Source organism: Aggregatibacter actinomycetemcomitans, assembly GCF_023518055.1.
GTDB lineage: Bacteria > Pseudomonadota > Gammaproteobacteria > Enterobacterales > Pasteurellaceae > Aggregatibacter > Aggregatibacter actinomycetemcomitans.
Genome location: NZ_CP085096.1, coordinates 1,217,106 through 1,232,879, shown reverse-complemented (window position 1 = coordinate 1,232,879; position 15,774 = coordinate 1,217,106). Strand labels below are relative to the sequence as shown.

The window sequence follows — 15,774 nt, the reverse complement described above, 5'->3', positions numbered from 1 at the left end:
AAATTATTTAAACTGTTTCAAAAAGCGTAAGTCATTCTCAAAGAATGAACGTAAATCCGTGACGTTGTAGCGTAACATGGTCAAACGTTCTACACCCATGCCCACCGCAAAACCGGAATATTCGTTCGGGTCAATGCCGACATTGCGCAATACGTTCGGATGCACCATGCCGCAACCCAACACTTCCAGCCATTTACCGTTTTTCCCCATCACATCCACTTCAGCGGAAGGTTCGGTGAACGGGAAATAAGACGGACGGAAACGCACCTGCAAATCTTCCTCAAAAAAGGCGCGTAAGAAATCATGTAACAAGCCTTTTAATTCGGTGAAATTGGCGTGTTTGTCCACATACAATAATTCGATTTGATGGAACATCGGTGTGTGGGTTTGGTCGTAATCGTTACGATACACACGCCCTGGCGCCATAATGCGAATCGGCGGCTGTTGTTTTTGCATGGTACGAATTTGTACACCGGAGGTTTGGGTTCTTAACAATAATTCAGGATTAAACCAGAAGGTATCGTGATCAGCGCGTGCCGGGTGATGTTTCGGGATATTTAAGGCATCAAAGTTATAGTAATCGCTTTCGATTTCAGGGCCGGATTCCACGGAGAAACCCAATTCGGAGAAAAATTTGGTGACGCGTTCAATAGTGATGGAAACCGGATGTAAACCGCCCATTTCCACTTTACGCCCCGGCAGGCTCACATCAATGCGTTCATTTTCCAGTTTGGCGTCTAATAAGGCTTGTTCCCACTCTGCTTTTTTCGCGTTTAAAAAATCCAACGCCGCTTGTTTGGCTTCGTTAATTTTTGCACCCACCGCCGGACGCTCTTCCGCCGCCACATTGCGTAGTTCTTGCATTAATTGGGTAAAATGCCCTTTTTTACCAAAATATTCCACCCGAATTTCATCAAGTGCCGCCAGGCTTTTATTTTCAATACTGTCTATAGCATTTCTTGCTTTCTCCACAAGATCTTTAAGATGCTGCATATATATCCTCTGTCATGTTCGATTTATCTAAAAAAATGCCTGCAATGATAATATTAACTGCTTAGAAAATCACGCAATTTATCACGTTTTACGCAAATTATTCGTGAGTAGAAAAGGATACCGATAAAAAACGCCCGAAAAAATTATTTACAAACTCGCTCTCTCGTTTCTTCACCCCTAACGGGCGGTTGGAAAAGCCAACGTTCAAAAAACGTTGTTTTTTGTGACCGCACTTTTTGTCCTGCAGGAAATTTTAGTGCTGAATCTATTAAGCTATTTTTCATAGACAAAAAAATAGAGGCTTCAAAAGCCTCTATTCCGTATCGGTAAAATGAAATTTTATAACTGACGCAACTGTTGCAACGCTTCAATACGTTTTTCCAACGGCGGGTGGCTTAAAAGTAACTCTTTCAAACCGCCACCACGTTTACCGTTAATGGCAAATGCCGCTAAGGCGGAGCCTTCTAATTCTTGCGGTTCATGCAAACTTTGCAGACGTTTTAACGCATCAATCATTTTTTGTTTGCCCACCAAATCCGCCGAACCGGCATCCGCTCTGAATTCACGTTGACGGGAGAACCACATGGCGATCATGCTTGCCAAGAAACCGAACACCACTTCCAGCACCATGGACACCAAGAAATAAATACCGGAATTGCTTGAACTTTCACTGCCCTGATTACGAGAATTGGCGACCACATTCGCGATTAAGCGCGATAAGAAAATGACGAAGGTATTCAGCACGCCTTGCAGTAATGCCATCGTGACCATGTCACCGTTTTTAATATGGCTCACTTCATGCGCCAATACCGCTTCCGCTTCACCGCGCGTCATTTTGTTTAACAGCCCCGTACTTACGGCAACCAGCGAATTATTTTTGCTCGCACCGGTGGCAAAGGCGTTGACATCAGCGGAATGATAAATAGCCACTTCAGGGCGCGGTAAACCGGCACGTTCTGCTTGCGAATACACGGTATCCACCAACCAACGTTCCGTTTCATTACGCGGTTGTTGAATCACTTCCGCACCGACGGCGCGAATCGCCATAGTTTTAGACATAAATAAGGAAATGATGGAACCGGCAAAACCGAACAGTGCCGCGAAAATCATTAACCCGGACGCGTCACGGGCTTGAATGCCGGTTAAAGATAAAATGATGTTGAAAACCAGTAAAACCGCCATGTTCGTGGCTAAGAAAAGTAAAATGCGCATCATAGATAAAAACTCCCTAAATAAAATAATAATGAAAATATGCTTGGCTATAATGGCGATAAAAACAGGAAAATCAAGTGTACCGATGAATTTTCTACGGAAGAGTGGCAATTTAATGGGAAAACATACAAAAAAGTGCAGTCGGTTTTAAGGACGTTTTTTGAAAAGAAAAATGGAGTTGGTCGATAAGCCGGGTTCTGTCGTGGGCAATCATTCATCTAGGCGCACATTTACACATACGCTCAAGCAACCTACCCGAATCCTGAACGGGCCATTCATTGGATTCCTATTTGGTCTTGCTACGAGTGGAGTTTACCCTGCTGCCAACCGTTACCGGCGGCACGGTGCGCTCTTACCGCACCCTTTCACCCTTACCTGATCTCTTGCGAGCCATCGGCGGTTTGCTCTCTGCTGCACTTGTCGTAGGCTCTCGCCCCCCGGACGTTATCCGGCACTCTGCCCTGTGTAGCCCGGACTTTCCTCCCGCCTACTTGTCCCCCGGTTTACGCTTGCGCGACGTTAGGGGCTTCAATAGACCGGCGATTGCCTGACCAACTCAGGCGCGCAGTATAGCCTAAATTCTTGGCGAAATATAGTGTTAAGTAAAAAGTTAGGCTAGAATGAGCGCCACAAAAAACGTTCCGAAAACAAACCGCACTTTCCCCGCGCTAATAAGGAAACCGCAATGGACTATTTACACATCGCTCAGGAAACCCTGGGTGTGGAAGAAAACGCCCTCGGGCAACTTAAACAAAGATTAGACGGCACTTTCGCCGACGTCGTAAATTTGATTCTGAACTGCAAAGGTCGTTTGGTTATCGGCGGCATCGGCAAGTCCGGATTGGTAGGCAAAAAAATGGTTGCCACTTTCGCTTCCACCGGCACGCCAAGTTTCTTCTTACACCCGACGGAAGCTTTCCACGGTGATTTAGGGATGCTTAAACCCATTGATGTGGTTATGCTCATATCTTATAGCGGCGAAACCGACGATGTGAACAAACTCATTCCAAGCCTGAAAAACTTCGGTAATAAAATCATCGCTTTAACCTCGAATAAAAATTCTACGCTGGCGCGCCATGCGGATTATGTGTTGGACATCACCGTAGAACGCGAAGTCTGCCCGAATAATCTGGCACCGACCACCTCCGTTATTGTCACCATGGCATTGGGCGACGCATTAGCCGTCTGTTTAATGCGCGCCCGCGATTTCCAACCAGAAGATTTCGCCAAATTCCACCCTGGCGGCAGTTTGGGACGCCGTTTGTTATGCCGCGTGAAAGATCAAATGCAAACCCACTTGCCGATCGCCGCATTAACCACTACCTTCACCGATTGTTTAAGCATCATGAACGAAGGCAGAATGGGCGTGGCGTTGGTGATGGAACAACAGCAACTGCGCGGCATTATTACCGATGGCGATATTCGACGCGCGCTCACCGCAAACGGTGCAGAAACCTTGAATAAAACTGCGCAGGAGCTCATGACGTCTCATCCGAAGACCATTCACCAAGACACCTATATTTCGGAAGCGGAAAATTACATGAAAGCGCATAAAATTCATTCTTTGGTTGTAGTGGATGATGCGCAACACGTGGTCGGTTTAGTGGAGTTTTCAAGTTAATGACAGCAGAATTACAGGAAAAATTGAAACGGGTGAAGTTCGTCATCACCGATGTGGACGGCGTATTAACGGACGGTTTATTGCACTACGATGCCAACGGCGAAGCGATCAAAAGTTTTCATGTACGCGACGGTTTAGGCATCCGAATGTTGATGGAAGCCGGCGTGCAGATCGCCGTCTTATCCGGGCGTGATTCGGCGATTTTACGCAAACGCATTGCCGATTTAGGCATTAAACGCTTCTTTTTGGGTAAATTGGAAAAAGAAAGCGCCTGTTTGGAATTATGCCGCCAAGCCGGCGTTGTGCCCGAACAAACCGCCTACATCGGCGACGACAGTGTTGACCTCCCCGCCTTTGCCGTTTGTGGCATATCTTTTGCCGTTGCCGACGCCCCCGAATATGTCAAAGATTGTGCCGATTACGTCTTGGGTTTAGGCGGTGGCAAAGGGGCGTTTCGTGAAATGTCCGACATGATCTTAAACGCCCAAGGCAAAAGCGACATTTACAGCTCCGCACAAGGATTTTTGAAAACAGCGAAGAAGATGGCACAGTAAAAACGCTTGAAAAAAGAACCGCACTTTACGGGCGCAGATAACGCGCCCTACTTTTCCCCTCAACTATTTCCATAAACCTTAAACAAAATTTTTATTTCCCTTGACTTTTACCCCTTGTACTAGTTTAATAGTGCAAAATTTATTTCATGCTTTATAAGGAAATGAGAATGTCCTCCGCTTTTATTCAAACGTTTACGCAAAATGTCCCTTATCACAGCGATCCTACCGCAATTTTCGCCACATTATGTGAAAACAAACCGAACACCCTGCTTTTAGAATCCGCCGAAATTTCCAGCAAAAACAGTTTAAAAAGTTTATTACTCGTCAATGCCGCCATCAAAATTTCCTGTTTGGGGCAACGGGTGAGGTTTCACGCATTAACCCAGAACGGCGCGGCGGTATTGCCGTTAATCGAGCAAAAATTAGCGGCGCACGTCAGTGTAAAATCCCGCACAAGCGAGCAATTGGACGTGGAGTTTTCCCCGGCCGATAACAATGCCGATGAAGACAGCAAATTGCTGGCGGCAAGCATTTTCGACGGCTTACGCTGCTTCACCGAACTCTACAAGGCAAGCCCGTTACCGGTATTTTTAGGCGGTTTGTTCGCTTACGATTTGGTGGCGAATTTTATTCCGATGAAAAACATTCAGTTGCAAGATGATGGCATTACCTGTCCGGATTATTGCTTTTATTTAGCTGAACAATTACTGGTGATCGACCGTCAATTACAACAGGCGGAATTACAAACTTTCTGCTTTGCACAACATCAAGAAAATGCGTTGCAACAGGGAGCGCAGGACATTGCCAAAAAACTCTTGGAAATTCGACCGCACTTACCACTCAAACCTGCCTCAACGGAGGTTTCCGTTAATCTGAACGATGATAAATTCAAGAAAATTATTGAGCGTTTGAAACAGCATATTTATTGCGGCGATGTGTTCCAAATCGTGCCTTCCCGCCGTTTTTCTCTAGAATGCCCGAACACCCTGGCAACATATCGTCAACTCAAACAAAACAACCCGAGCCCTTATATGTTCTTCATTCAGGATGCGGATTTCACCCTGTTCGGCGCCTCGCCGGAAAGTGCCTTGAAATATTCGCAAGCCACCCGCCAACTGGAAATTTACCCGATTGCCGGTTCCCGTCCGCGCGGTTTTGATGCTGATGGCAATATCGATCCGGAATTGGATTCCCGCCTGGAATTGGAATTACGTTTAGATCACAAAGAACAGGCGGAACATTTGATGTTGGTGGATTTGGCGCGTAACGACATCGCCCGCGTATGTGAAAGCAAAACCCGTCATGTGAAGGATTTGATGCAGGTAGATCGCTATTCGCACATTATGCATTTGGTTTCCCGCGTAGTGGGTAAACTCCGTCCTGAACTGGATGCGTTGCACGCTTATCAAGCCTGTATGAACATGGGCACACTAACCGGCTCGCCGAAAATTAAAGCCATGCAGCTGATTTATCAATTTGAACAGGAAAAACGCCACAGTTACGGCGGTGCGGTGGGGTATCTGCAATCCGACGGCAATTTTGACACCTGTATCGTGATTCGTTCCGCTTTCGTGCAAAACGGCATTGCCCACGTACAAGCCGGCTGTGGCACGGTGTTGGATTCCGACCTGCAAATGGAAGCCGACGAAACCCGCCACAAAGCCCGCGCGGTAATTAACGCCATCGTACAAACCAACAACAAAGCGAATCAATAGGAGTTAACTCATGGCAACCATTTTATTTTTAGATAACTTTGATTCCTTTACTTACAATTTGGTGGATCAGTTTCGCGGTTTAGGGCATCAGGTGAACATTTACCGCAATGATTGCGACTTAGATCTGTTGGAAAAAACCGCATTGGCGCAACCCGATACCATTCTCGCCCTTTCCCCGGGGCCGGGCGCACCCGACGAAGCAGGAAACATGATTCCGTTGATTAAACGCTTAATCGGCAAAGTCCCGATGTTGGGCATTTGTTTGGGACATCAGGCGTTAATTGAAGCGTTCGGTGGCAAAGTAGTTCATGCAGGTGAAATTCTGCACGGAAAAGTATCCGGAATCGAACACGATAACGAAGCCATGTTCAAAGGCTTAAGCAACCCTATGCCGGTGGCGCGCTACCATTCGTTAATGGGCATCAATCTCCCCGACGACCTGATTCCGAACGCCGCCTACAACGGCATAAACATGGCAATTCGCCACCGCACGTTGCCAATTTGCAGCTTCCAGTTCCATCCCGAATCCATTTTAACGGTACAAGGCGCGCAATTATTGGCACAATCGGTGAACTGGTTGTTGGCGCGAAAAACGCCGTAAATTCTGACCGCACTTTAGTATTCAACAGCTATAGTTAGAAAACGCTCCATTAACAAAGAACAAAGGAAATACAATGATCACAGTATATGGCTTAAAACGCACCCTTTCCCCGCGCAAATCCGCCGTGGCGGAAGTGATTTATAACTGCCTGGAACTCGGTTTAGATGTGGCAAAAGGCAAGCACGCACTCCGTTTTATTTGCTTGGAAGATGATGATTTTTACTATCCGCACACCGCCAACCGTAGCGATAACTACATGGTGATTGAAATCAATTTAATGCAAGGACGCCTGGAGCAAACCAAAAAGCGCCTGATAAAAATGCTGTTCAGCGAATTTGAATATAAATTAGGTATCAGCCCGTTTGACGTGGAAATCACTATCAAGGAGCAACCCGCACATTGCTGGGGCTTCCGTGGCATGACCGGCGATGAAGCGCGTGATTTGGATTACGATATTAATAAATAAGGGTAACGACGATGGAAAGCCAAGCCCTGTTAGAAAAACTGTATGGCGGACACGCCTTAACCGCAGCGGAAAGTGAAATTCTATTTAACGCCATTATGTCGGGCGCGTTAAGCAACGAACAAATCGCCGCCATGTTAATTGCCTTAAAAGTACGCGGCGAAACCATTGATGAGGTGAACGGCGCCGTGTTAGCCGCGGTAAAAAACGCCAAGCTGTTCCCTACACCCGCCTACCCTTTTGCCGACATCGTAGGTACGGGCGGTGACGGAACCAACACCATTAACATTTCCACCGCATCCGCCATTGTCGCGGCAAGTTGCGGCGCGAAAGTGGCAAAACACGGCAACCGCAGCGTTTCCGGCAAAACCGGTTCAAGCGATTTATTAACCGCACTTGGTGTCAACATCGCCATGTCACCGGAACAAGCCCGCAAAGCATTGGACGACATCGGCATCTGTTTTTTATTCGCCCAACAATATCACCCGGGCTTCAAATACGTAGTTCCCGTGCGCCAAGCCTTAAAAACCCGTACGCTATTTAATATCCTCGGTCCGCTGATTAATCCCGCCCGCCCGAAACGCCAGCTACTCGGCGTGTATTCCCCCGAACTCATTGACGTTTATGCCAAAACCGTCGCCCAATTAGGACATGAACACACCATTATCGTACATGGCAGCGGTTTGGACGAAGTGGCAATCCACGGCATCACACAAGTGGCAGAAGTGCGCAACGGCAATATCGAACGTTACACCCTAACGCCGCAGGATTTCGGCTTCCAAGCAAAACCTTTAGAGACTTTGCGCGGTGGCGAACCGGCTGAAAATGCACAAATGATCACCGCACTGTTACAAGGCAACGGCAAAGCGGAACACAACCAAGCCGTCGCCATGAACACCGCCTTATTGCTAAAACTGTTCGGACAAGATGACCTTAAACACAATGCACAACAGGTGTTAGATGTCATTGCTCAAGGTAAACCGTTTGAAACGTTGCAGAAATTGACGGCGTATTGATCAAAAGGAGGGATTGCCTCCTTTTTCCGTAAAGAGGAACTTTACACTGTAAAATATTAATTGTATAGTTTAGCGATACAAATAGGCGCAAATAATGATTTTATCTTTCAAACATAAGGGACTTGAACAATTTTTTAAAACCGGTTCGACCGCAGGAATTCAAGCCAAACACGCCAAGAAATTAAATCTGCAATTGGCCACATTAAATAATGCGGAAACGCCTCTTGCTATGAGTGTTCCCAGCTGGAATTTGCACAAACTTAAAGGTGATTTGCAAGAGCATTGGGCAGTTACCGTAAACGGAAATTGGCGCTTAACATTTAAATTTGAAAATGGTCATGCTGAAGTTGTTGATTATCAGGATTATCATTAAGGAGAAAAAATGAGAATGCACAATCCTCCACACCCGGGAGAACTGTTAAAAGAATATATTGATGGCGTGAGTGTCACGAAGGTTGCCCAAAAATTAGGTGTTTCGCGTGTTACGCTTTCCCGCATTCTTAATGGGAAAGCAAGTATAACGCCTGAAATGGCTGTGCGATTAAGCGAATTATTGAATACCACAACACCGAAATTATGGCTGGGTATGCAAGCAGACTACGATTTATGGCAAATTGAACAACAACACGCCGTATTCAACATCCAACCATTATTTAATTAACTGATAATATGATCACACAAGACTTCTCCAAACCACTCGAAGCTGCGACGGTGCTACAAAAAATCGTTCTCGACAAAGCTCAATGGGTGAAAGCCAAAGCGGCAGAATTTCCGTTGAGTGCCTTTGAAAAAAACATCGAAAAATCCGACCGCACTTTTTATGGTGCGTTGGCGCAAGGTTCGCATGAAAAGCCGGCATATATTCTGGAATGTAAAAAAGCCTCGCCTTCCAAAGGATTGATTCGCAGTGAATTTAAACCGACAGAGATTGCACAGGTGTATAAAAATTACGCGAGCGTGATTTCCGTGCTAACCGATGAAAAATATTTCCAAGGGGATTTTGCCTATATTCAGCAAGTTCGCGACGTTGTCACGCAACCGGTGTTGTGCAAAGACTTTATAATCAACGAATATCAGGTTTATTTGGCACGTTTTCATCAAGCCGACGCCATTTTACTGATGCTTTCCGTGGTGAACGACGAAACCTATCGCATTTTGGCGGATTTGGCCCATTCCCTCGGCATGGGCGTGCTGACCGAAACCAGCAACGAGGAAGAATTTGAACGCGCCTTGGCGTTAGGCGCAAAAATTATCGGCGTGAACAATCGTAACCTGCATGATTTAACGGTAGATTTAAATCGCGTGGTGGAACTCACCGCCAAATATGCGGATAAAATCCCTGAGGATGTGCGAATCATCAGCGAATCGGGCATCTATAATCATCAACAAGTGCGTGAATTACAACACGTTGCCCATGGCTTTTTAATCGGCAGCAGCTTAATGGGCAGCGCGGATTTAAATAACACCGTGCGCGAAGTGATTTTCGGTGAAAACAAAGTGTGTGGCTTAACCCGTGCGCAGGATGTGAAAACTGCTTACGACAACGGCGCTTTATACGGTGGGCTAATTTTCGCCGAACAGTCTAAACGCTGCGTCAGTTTACGTCAGGCGCAGGAATTGGTGACCGCCGCCCCACTGCGTTTTGTGGGCGTGTTCCAAAATCAGAACATTGATTTTATTGTGAAAATCGCCCAACAGCTACAACTCCACGCCGTTCAGCTACACGGTGACGAAACGCCGGCATTTATCACCGCACTTCGTGCTCAATTGCCGCAACATATTCGTATTTGGAAAGCCATTTCTGTAGATGTGAAGCATAAAAGTGCGGTTAATTTTGACGACGTTTCTGAGGTGGATCGTTTTGTTTTCGACAGCAAATCAGGTACACAACAAGGCGGCACGGGGGCGACTTTTGATTGGTCACTGATTCCGCAGGAATTGAAATATAAAATTATTCTGGCGGGCGGCATTAGCCCGAGTAATATTGAAGACGCATTGGCACAACATTGTGTGGGTGTTGATCTCAATTCCGGCGTAGAAAGCGCCCCGGGCGTGAAAAATGCCGAAAAAGTGCGGTCGGTTTTTGCGAAGATTTTGTAAAATCGTCAAACCATAATACGCACGATGGCACGCATCAGGAGACCACTGCTGGTAGAAGCATTGTAATATATTGATATTTCAAAAGTATTGTACAACCCAACGAAATGTAAACGATGTCCTTAGGGAAAAATGTAGACGATGTTTTGGTTGTACATCTTTAAGGTTCTGCTATTCTTTAATTTTATTAATATTGATAAACAACCATATACCGACACGAAAAAACACCACAAAAAAACCACCGCACTTTTTACCCCGCTTACCAGTGTTGAAGCCCCCCCCTGCATTCTCCTATCGACCCGAATTTAACTCAAGCTCAAGCGGTGCAGCTCACGCAGGATTGCCTGCGCATGATTTTATCTATGCCAACAAAACAACCGAAATTTGATCCGGATCGCCGAAACCTGTTTAACGCCATGATAAAATAAACGCAATTTGCAAATGGAGTGAATGAATTATGTGTTTAGGTGTGCCGGGACAAATCGTTAAAATCGGCGATAGCGCGTTACAACTCGCCACCGTGGACGTGTGTGGCGTTCAACGCGACATCAATATTTCATTAATCTGCAACGACGACCCCAAACTGCTCCTTGGCAAATGGGTCCTCGTCCACGTTGGCTTCGCCATGAGCATCATCGACGAAGAAGAAGCCAAACAAACCCAAGAAGCTTTGATCGCCATGAGTCAGTTGGAACATGAAGTGGGCGATTTTTTGGGGTTGAATCAGGGGTAGGTTGAGGAAAAGTGCGGTTGGTTTTTACGAATAAATTATAATTTCAAATAATAAATGGAAGACAAATTTATACACTTACATCTTCCATTACTTCAGAAATAAAAATTACGTATCATATTTTTATCTATTTCTTTTTAGAAAAGCGATCGCCAATGAACCAATACACGTACTCGCAATGATCCAAGAAAGCTTTTCATATCCATTTGCAGCAGCATAAATGGAACCGAATATACCACCTGTTGCTATACCTGCTGCAAGAAGCAACGCCCCCATTCTTTCAATAAAAGTAAACCAATCAATTTTAACTTCACGTCTACGGCGATTTTTAGCTTCTTCTCCAGTTTCTTTAATAACAAAATCAACCAAATCAGGTCGAAATGTATTTAAGCGTTCAAGAGAATTTACATCAAGAATAGGACTATCTGTTTGGCTATGAGATAAGCTAATTTCATTCCCTACAGAATTTTTTGCTTTAACCTGTGTATTTTTCGTTGCCATATTTTCTAGTGTTACGATTTAAATTTGATACTGTGGTATTAAAATCCCCACGTAATTTAGCCCGATCTTTAACAAATCCATTATGTATATCGGAATACTCTGTTGGATTTTGCAATACACGAGAGACAATACTTAAATCAACTAAACGTTTCAGTGTAGCCATCATATATAACCTCCAAGTCTTTAGTACAACCGTTGAGATACATCATATTACATTGAACAAAAAGTACAGTCAAAATTATAGAACAGTTTTTTATTAATATATTTTTATGTAATTAGGAAATTTCCCATAGCCCCCCCCTGCTGACGCAAGCGTTTTTCACTTGTACTTTTTTATTTCTACAAATATATATTTTCAGCACAAGTGTGGACGCTTGTGCGCTATCGTTTAAAATTCATCGTAAAAAAACACCGCACTTTCCACGCCCAGCCGTACCATCGGCGTAAATTATGATCTCAATCACGGTTTTGATGGAGTGAATCCGCTAGAATGAAACTCCCATTTCAAAAATATGAGGAAACGACTGATGACTTCGGCAGAACTTTTCGGTGAAGGAATTAATCTGATGTTTTCAGGGATGGGTTTTGTGTTGGTCTTTTTGCTCATTTTGATTTGGGCAATCGGGCTGATGTCGAAACTTATCAATAAATATTTTCCCGAGCCTCAACCCTCGCCAAAAACTCCGCTAAATCCCACCGCACTTTCTGCGGCTTCCAGTGACGATTTTGAGCGTTTGCGCCCTGTGATTACAGCGGCTATCGCGCACCATCGCCGTACCCAACAGTTCAAATAAAACAAGGATTTTGCTATGACTAAAAAAATTAAAGTGACCGAACTGGTGCTTCGTGATGCCCACCAATCGCTTTTTGCAACCCGTTTGCGTCTTGATGACATGTTGCCGATTGCCCATGAACTGGACGACATCGGTTATTGGTCGCTGGAAGCTTGGGGCGGTGCGACATTTGACAGCTGTATTCGTTTTTTGGGTGAAGATCCGTGGGTGCGTTTGCGTGAGTTGAAAAAAGCCTGCCCGAAAACCCCGCTACAAATGCTGTTGCGCGGTCAAAATCTGCTGGGTTATCGCCACTATGCCGATGACGTGGTGGAGCGTTTTGTGGAACGCTGCGTGGCGAACGGTATGGATGTGTTCCGTGTGTTCGATGCCCTTAATGACCCGCGTAATATGAAAGCGGCGTTGCAAGCGGTGCGTAAATTCGGCGGCCATGCGCAAGGGACGTTAAGTTACACCACCAGCCCCGTTCACACCATGCAAACCTGGCTCGACACCACCGAACAATTGCTTGAAATCGGGATCGACAGCCTCGTGATTAAAGATATGTCGGGCATTTTGAATCCGATGGCGGCGGCAGAACTAGTACGCGAAATCAAAAAACGTTTCGACGTGGAATTGCATTTACACTGCCACTCCACCACCGGCATGGCGGAAATGGCCCTGTTAAAAGCCATTGAAGCGGGTGTGGACGGTGTGGATACAGCGATTTCCTCCATGTCCGCCACCTACGGTCACCCTGCTACAGAATCCATCGTGGCGACCTTGCAAGGCACTGAATACGACACCGGCTTGGATATTCCACGCCTGGAAAAAATCGCAGCGTATTTTCGCAATGTACGTAAAAAATATGCAAAATTTGAAGGTCAGCTTCGCGGCGTGGACAGCCGAATTTTGGTGGCGCAAGTGCCGGGCGGTATGCTCACCAACCTGGAAAACCAATTAAAACAACAAAACGCCTCCGATAAATTGGATCTGGTGTTGGAAGAAATTCCGCGTGTACGCAAAGATTTGGGTTACATTCCGTTGGTGACTCCGACATCACAAATCGTCGGTACCCAATCCGTAATTAATGTGCTCACAGGCGAACGCTACAAAACCATCGCCAAAGAAACCGCCGGTATCTTAAAAGGCGAATACGGCAAAACACCGGCGCCGGTGGATAGCGCGCTACAAGCCCGCGTATTGGAAGGCGCTGCGCCGATGACCGACCGCCCTGCCGATCACATTGCCCCTGAAATGGCAAAAATTGAAGCGGAAGTCGCCGAACAAGCCAAAGCGAAAGGGGTGAAATTGTCCGAAAATGCCGTAGATGATGCCTTAATCGTCGCCCTTTTCCCGCAAATCGCGTGGAAATTCCTGGAAAATCGCAACAATCCTGCCGCCTTTGAACCGGCACCGACGAGTAATGAAAGTGCGGTCGAAAATAAACCTGTTTCGAAAGCCGCACCGGCGGCATCAGGATCTGCCGTTTACACCGTGGAATTGGAAGGCAAAGCCTTTGTGGTGAAAGTGAGCGAAGGCGGTGACATTTCTCATATGGCAACTACCACACCACAAGCAGCGCCGCAAGCCGCACCGGCACCTGCGCCAACCAGCGGCGGCACACCGGTCACTGCGCCGATGGCGGGTAACATCTGGAAAGTGGTGGCAACAGAAGGACAAACCGTTGTCGCAGGTGATGTGTTATTCATTCTTGAAGCCATGAAAATGGAAACCGAAATAAAGGCGGCGAAAGGCGGCACAGTGCGTGGCATTGTGGTGAAAGCCGGCGACGCCGTGGCGGTGGGTGATACCGTAATGACCCTCGTGTAAGGAGTTCCCTATGGATAGCATTATTGCATTAATTCAAGGCATGGGGATATTTCACCTGCAATGGGGGCAGGCGGTAATGATTGGTATCAGCCTGCTCCTGCTGTGGCTTGCCATTGCCCGCAAGTTTGAGCCGTTGCTGCTTTTGCCTATCGGTTTCGGCGGTTTGCTGTCAAACATTCCGGAAGCCGGGCTTGCCATGAGCGCATTGGAAAACCTGCTCCATCTGGGATCGCCGGAACAAATCGCCGTGATCGCCGCACAATTAGGCGTTGCGCCTGATCCGGCGATCATCAAAACAGCCATTGCTTCTGCGCCGACTTCCATGATTAACCAGCTGGAAACCTTGGCAGTGGATATGGGTTACAGCGCAGGCATTCTGGCGTTGTTCTATAAAGTTGCTATCGGCTACGGCATTGCGCCGCTGGTGATTTTCATGGGCGTGGGCGCCATGACGGATTTTGGTCCGTTACTGGCAAATCCGAAAACCCTACTCCTCGGTGCGGCGGCACAGTTCGGTATTTTCGCCACCGTGCTTGGCGCGTTAGGATTAAATTATTTCGGCATTATTGAATTTACGCTGCCGCAAGCCGCTTCCATCGGCATTATCGGCGGAGCGGACGGTCCGACGGCGATTTATCTCACCAGTAAACTCGCGCCGGAATTGCTCGGCGCCATTGCCGTCGCGGCGTATTCTTACATGGCGTTAGTGCCGTTGATCCAACCGCCGATCATGAAAGCCCTCACCACAGAAGAAGAACGCAAAATTCGCATGACGCAATTACGCCATGTGAGCAATCGGGAAAAAATCCTGTTTCCGGTGATTTTGCTGTTGCTTGTTGGCTTATTATTGCCGGATGCCGCGCCATTGCTCGGTATGTTCTGTTTCGGCAATCTGATGCGCGTGAGCGGCGTGGTAGAACGTTTAAGCGACACCACCCAAAACGCGTTAATTAACATCGTCACCATCGTGCTTGGCTTGTCCGTGGGTTCCAAACTCATTGCCGATAAATTCCTGCAACCGCAAACCCTGGGCATTTTAATTCTCGGCGTGGTTGCTTTCTGCATTGGTACAGGCAGCGGCGTGTTAATGGCGAAAACAATGAACAAATTCAGCAAAACCAAAATTAATCCGCTTATCGGCTCCGCCGGAGTGTCCGCCGTGCCAATGGCAGCGCGCGTCTCCAACAAGGTGGGATTGGAAGCGGATAACCAAAACTTCCTGCTCATGCACGCCATGGGTCCGAATGTTGCCGGTGTTATCGGCTCCGCCATTGCCGCCGGGGTGATGCTGAAATATGTGGGCGCAATGTTGTAACGGTAAAAACGTTGCGAAAACCGACCGCACTTTTTAATGAATATAAGATGGTGCACGTTTCACCGGCGTGTACCTTTTCTTTCGCGAGAATCTATTTAAAAACCCACCGCACTTTTACTTCCCACCGGTATGCTTTAATTCTTCTTTTACCCGACATACAAACCAAAAGTTGGCACTCATGCCGCAAGCGAAGGATTGATGTTGGTTAGCAATAAGTTAAGAGAATTTGAACGAATTGAAGGGTCGCGTTTAGAAAATTGAATTGGTTAAGAAAAATGCACAATCACTAAAAATTAAAAAGTGCGGTAGCGTTTTTCAATGCCTAAAAACACCTAGAACACCCACCGCAC

The 15,774-nt window shown here is 46.6% G+C and carries 17 protein-coding genes, 1 other RNA gene and 2 pseudogenes; 15 read left to right on the top strand and 5 right to left on the bottom strand.

The annotated features are described in order from the left end of the window. Window positions 1-3: 3 nt before the first annotated feature. Entirely contained in the window at window positions 4-993 is a 990-nt protein-coding gene (gene pheS, locus LIN98_RS06305; protein WP_005543396.1) for a phenylalanine--tRNA ligase subunit alpha, read from the bottom strand. A gap of 140 nt (window positions 994-1,133) precedes the next feature. Here pheS and LIN98_RS10500 point away from each other — a divergent pair. Further along, window positions 1,134-1,255, top strand: a pseudogene (locus LIN98_RS10500) (autoinducer 2 ABC transporter substrate-binding protein LsrB); the annotation flags it as partial. A 77-nt stretch (window positions 1,256-1,332) separates the two neighbouring features. Here LIN98_RS10500 and htpX read toward each other — a convergent pair. Both htpX and rnpB read right to left on the bottom strand, forming a co-directional pair. Continuing rightward, window positions 1,333-2,208 carry a protease HtpX gene (gene htpX, locus LIN98_RS06300; RefSeq protein ID WP_005548951.1) on the bottom strand — a complete coding sequence of 292 codons (876 nt, stop codon included), beginning with the start codon at window positions 2,206-2,208 and terminating at the stop codon, window positions 1,333-1,335. A 167-nt stretch (window positions 2,209-2,375) separates the two neighbouring features. Beyond that, window positions 2,376-2,764, bottom strand: an RNA gene (gene rnpB, locus LIN98_RS06295) — RNase P RNA component class A. Between the two features lie 126 nt (window positions 2,765-2,890). Between rnpB and LIN98_RS06290 the strand changes: the two genes are divergently transcribed. The 11 genes and pseudogenes from LIN98_RS06290 (at window position 2,891) to hybG (ending at window position 11,005) form a co-directional block, all read left to right on the top strand. Next, window positions 2,891-3,826: a KpsF/GutQ family sugar isomerase gene (locus LIN98_RS06290; protein ID WP_005543430.1), complete on the top strand. Its 936-nt coding sequence runs from the start codon at window positions 2,891-2,893 to the stop codon at window positions 3,824-3,826. Further along, complete coding sequence (locus LIN98_RS06285; protein ID WP_005543432.1) at window positions 3,826-4,380, top strand: KdsC family phosphatase; 555 nt, start codon at window positions 3,826-3,828, stop codon at window positions 4,378-4,380. The genes LIN98_RS06290 and LIN98_RS06285 overlap by 1 nt, the downstream gene beginning before the upstream one ends. Before the next feature lie 167 nt (window positions 4,381-4,547). Next, window positions 4,548-6,095, top strand: coding sequence for an anthranilate synthase component 1 (locus tag LIN98_RS06280; RefSeq protein WP_005572118.1), 1,548 nt, complete (start codon window positions 4,548-4,550; stop codon window positions 6,093-6,095). Between the two features lie 10 nt (window positions 6,096-6,105). Next, complete coding sequence (locus LIN98_RS06275; protein ID WP_005572120.1) at window positions 6,106-6,696, top strand: aminodeoxychorismate/anthranilate synthase component II; 591 nt, start codon at window positions 6,106-6,108, stop codon at window positions 6,694-6,696. A 73-nt stretch (window positions 6,697-6,769) separates the two neighbouring features. Then, the gene (locus LIN98_RS06270) at window positions 6,770-7,162 is read left to right on the top strand and encodes a tautomerase family protein (protein ID WP_005543439.1); all 393 of its coding nucleotides are present in this window, start codon (window positions 6,770-6,772) and stop codon (window positions 7,160-7,162) included. Between the two features lie 11 nt (window positions 7,163-7,173). Next, window positions 7,174-8,175, top strand: coding sequence for an anthranilate phosphoribosyltransferase (trpD, locus tag LIN98_RS06265; RefSeq protein ID WP_014167798.1), 1,002 nt, complete (start codon window positions 7,174-7,176; stop codon window positions 8,173-8,175). Window positions 8,176-8,269: 94 nt separating this feature from the next. After that, complete coding sequence (locus LIN98_RS06260; RefSeq protein WP_005543444.1) at window positions 8,270-8,548, top strand: type II toxin-antitoxin system RelE/ParE family toxin; 279 nt, start codon at window positions 8,270-8,272, stop codon at window positions 8,546-8,548. A 15-nt stretch (window positions 8,549-8,563) separates the two neighbouring features. Continuing rightward, window positions 8,564-8,836, top strand: a complete 273-nt coding sequence (locus LIN98_RS06255) for a HigA family addiction module antitoxin (protein WP_005543446.1) — start codon at window positions 8,564-8,566, stop codon at window positions 8,834-8,836. Window positions 8,837-8,844: 8 nt separating this feature from the next. Next, a complete protein-coding gene (trpCF, locus tag LIN98_RS06250; protein ID WP_005566276.1) occupies window positions 8,845-10,275 on the top strand; it encodes a bifunctional indole-3-glycerol-phosphate synthase TrpC/phosphoribosylanthranilate isomerase TrpF in 1,431 nt (476 codons plus the stop codon). Window positions 10,276-10,553: 278 nt separating this feature from the next. Further along, window positions 10,554-10,700: pseudogene (gene hybE, locus LIN98_RS10440) on the top strand ([NiFe]-hydrogenase assembly chaperone HybE); the annotation flags it as partial. Window positions 10,701-10,729: 29 nt separating this feature from the next. Continuing rightward, window positions 10,730-11,005, top strand: a complete 276-nt coding sequence (gene hybG / locus LIN98_RS06245) for a hydrogenase maturation factor HybG (RefSeq protein ID WP_005561117.1) — start codon at window positions 10,730-10,732, stop codon at window positions 11,003-11,005. A 120-nt stretch (window positions 11,006-11,125) separates the two neighbouring features. On the opposite strand, the gene LIN98_RS06240 is transcribed toward hybG, so the two are convergent. Together LIN98_RS06240 and LIN98_RS06235 are read right to left on the bottom strand one after the other, a co-directional pair. Next, window positions 11,126-11,503 (bottom strand): hypothetical protein, encoded by a 378-nt coding sequence (locus LIN98_RS06240; RefSeq protein ID WP_005543455.1) that lies wholly within the window; start codon window positions 11,501-11,503, stop codon window positions 11,126-11,128. Continuing rightward, complete coding sequence (locus tag LIN98_RS06235) at window positions 11,478-11,669, bottom strand: hypothetical protein (protein ID WP_005553960.1); 192 nt, start codon at window positions 11,667-11,669, stop codon at window positions 11,478-11,480. Before LIN98_RS06235 ends, LIN98_RS06240 begins: the two co-directional genes overlap by 26 nt. Before the next feature lie 361 nt (window positions 11,670-12,030). On the opposite strand from LIN98_RS06235, the gene LIN98_RS06230 reads away from it, so the two are divergent. Genes LIN98_RS06230 through LIN98_RS06220 form a run of 3 tightly spaced genes read left to right on the top strand, consistent with a single transcriptional unit; the run spans window position 12,031 to window position 15,424 of the window. Beyond that, window positions 12,031-12,297, top strand: coding sequence for an oxaloacetate decarboxylase subunit gamma (locus tag LIN98_RS06230; RefSeq protein ID WP_005543457.1), 267 nt, complete (start codon window positions 12,031-12,033; stop codon window positions 12,295-12,297). 15 nt (window positions 12,298-12,312) lie between these two features. Further along, window positions 12,313-14,109 carry a sodium-extruding oxaloacetate decarboxylase subunit alpha gene (gene oadA, locus LIN98_RS06225; RefSeq protein ID WP_005567376.1) on the top strand — a complete coding sequence of 599 codons (1,797 nt, stop codon included), beginning with the start codon at window positions 12,313-12,315 and terminating at the stop codon, window positions 14,107-14,109. 10 nt (window positions 14,110-14,119) lie between these two features. Next, complete coding sequence (locus LIN98_RS06220) at window positions 14,120-15,424, top strand: sodium ion-translocating decarboxylase subunit beta (RefSeq protein ID WP_005567375.1); 1,305 nt, start codon at window positions 14,120-14,122, stop codon at window positions 15,422-15,424. The last annotated feature ends 350 nt before the right edge of the window (window positions 15,425-15,774 follow it).

Bases quoted from the DNA above. Each gene is read 5' to 3' on its own strand.
- LIN98_RS06260 (WP_005543444.1), top strand. From the start codon at position 8,270: ATGATTTTATCTTTCAAACATAAGGGACTTGAACAATTTTTTAAAACC.
- LIN98_RS06230 (WP_005543457.1), top strand. From the start codon at position 12,031: ATGACTTCGGCAGAACTTTTCGGTGAAGGAATTAATCTGATGTTTTCA.
- pheS (WP_005543396.1), bottom strand. From the start codon at position 993: ATGCAGCATCTTAAAGATCTTGTGGAGAAAGCAAGAAATGCTATAGAC.
- trpCF (WP_005566276.1), top strand. From the start codon at position 8,845: ATGATCACACAAGACTTCTCCAAACCACTCGAAGCTGCGACGGTGCTA.
- LIN98_RS06285 (WP_005543432.1), top strand. From the start codon at position 3,826: ATGACAGCAGAATTACAGGAAAAATTGAAACGGGTGAAGTTCGTCATC.
- LIN98_RS06220 (WP_005567375.1), top strand. From the start codon at position 14,120: ATGGATAGCATTATTGCATTAATTCAAGGCATGGGGATATTTCACCTG.
- LIN98_RS06275 (WP_005572120.1), top strand. From the start codon at position 6,106: ATGGCAACCATTTTATTTTTAGATAACTTTGATTCCTTTACTTACAAT.
- LIN98_RS06280 (WP_005572118.1), top strand. From the start codon at position 4,548: ATGTCCTCCGCTTTTATTCAAACGTTTACGCAAAATGTCCCTTATCAC.
- oadA (WP_005567376.1), top strand. From the start codon at position 12,313: ATGACTAAAAAAATTAAAGTGACCGAACTGGTGCTTCGTGATGCCCAC.
- hybG (WP_005561117.1), top strand. From the start codon at position 10,730: ATGTGTTTAGGTGTGCCGGGACAAATCGTTAAAATCGGCGATAGCGCG.
- LIN98_RS06255 (WP_005543446.1), top strand. From the start codon at position 8,564: ATGCACAATCCTCCACACCCGGGAGAACTGTTAAAAGAATATATTGAT.
- htpX (WP_005548951.1), bottom strand. From the start codon at position 2,208: ATGATGCGCATTTTACTTTTCTTAGCCACGAACATGGCGGTTTTACTG.
- LIN98_RS06235 (WP_005553960.1), bottom strand. From the start codon at position 11,669: ATGATGGCTACACTGAAACGTTTAGTTGATTTAAGTATTGTCTCTCGT.
- LIN98_RS06290 (WP_005543430.1), top strand. From the start codon at position 2,891: ATGGACTATTTACACATCGCTCAGGAAACCCTGGGTGTGGAAGAAAAC.
- trpD (WP_014167798.1), top strand. From the start codon at position 7,174: ATGGAAAGCCAAGCCCTGTTAGAAAAACTGTATGGCGGACACGCCTTA.
- LIN98_RS06270 (WP_005543439.1), top strand. From the start codon at position 6,770: ATGATCACAGTATATGGCTTAAAACGCACCCTTTCCCCGCGCAAATCC.
- LIN98_RS06240 (WP_005543455.1), bottom strand. From the start codon at position 11,503: ATGGCAACGAAAAATACACAGGTTAAAGCAAAAAATTCTGTAGGGAAT.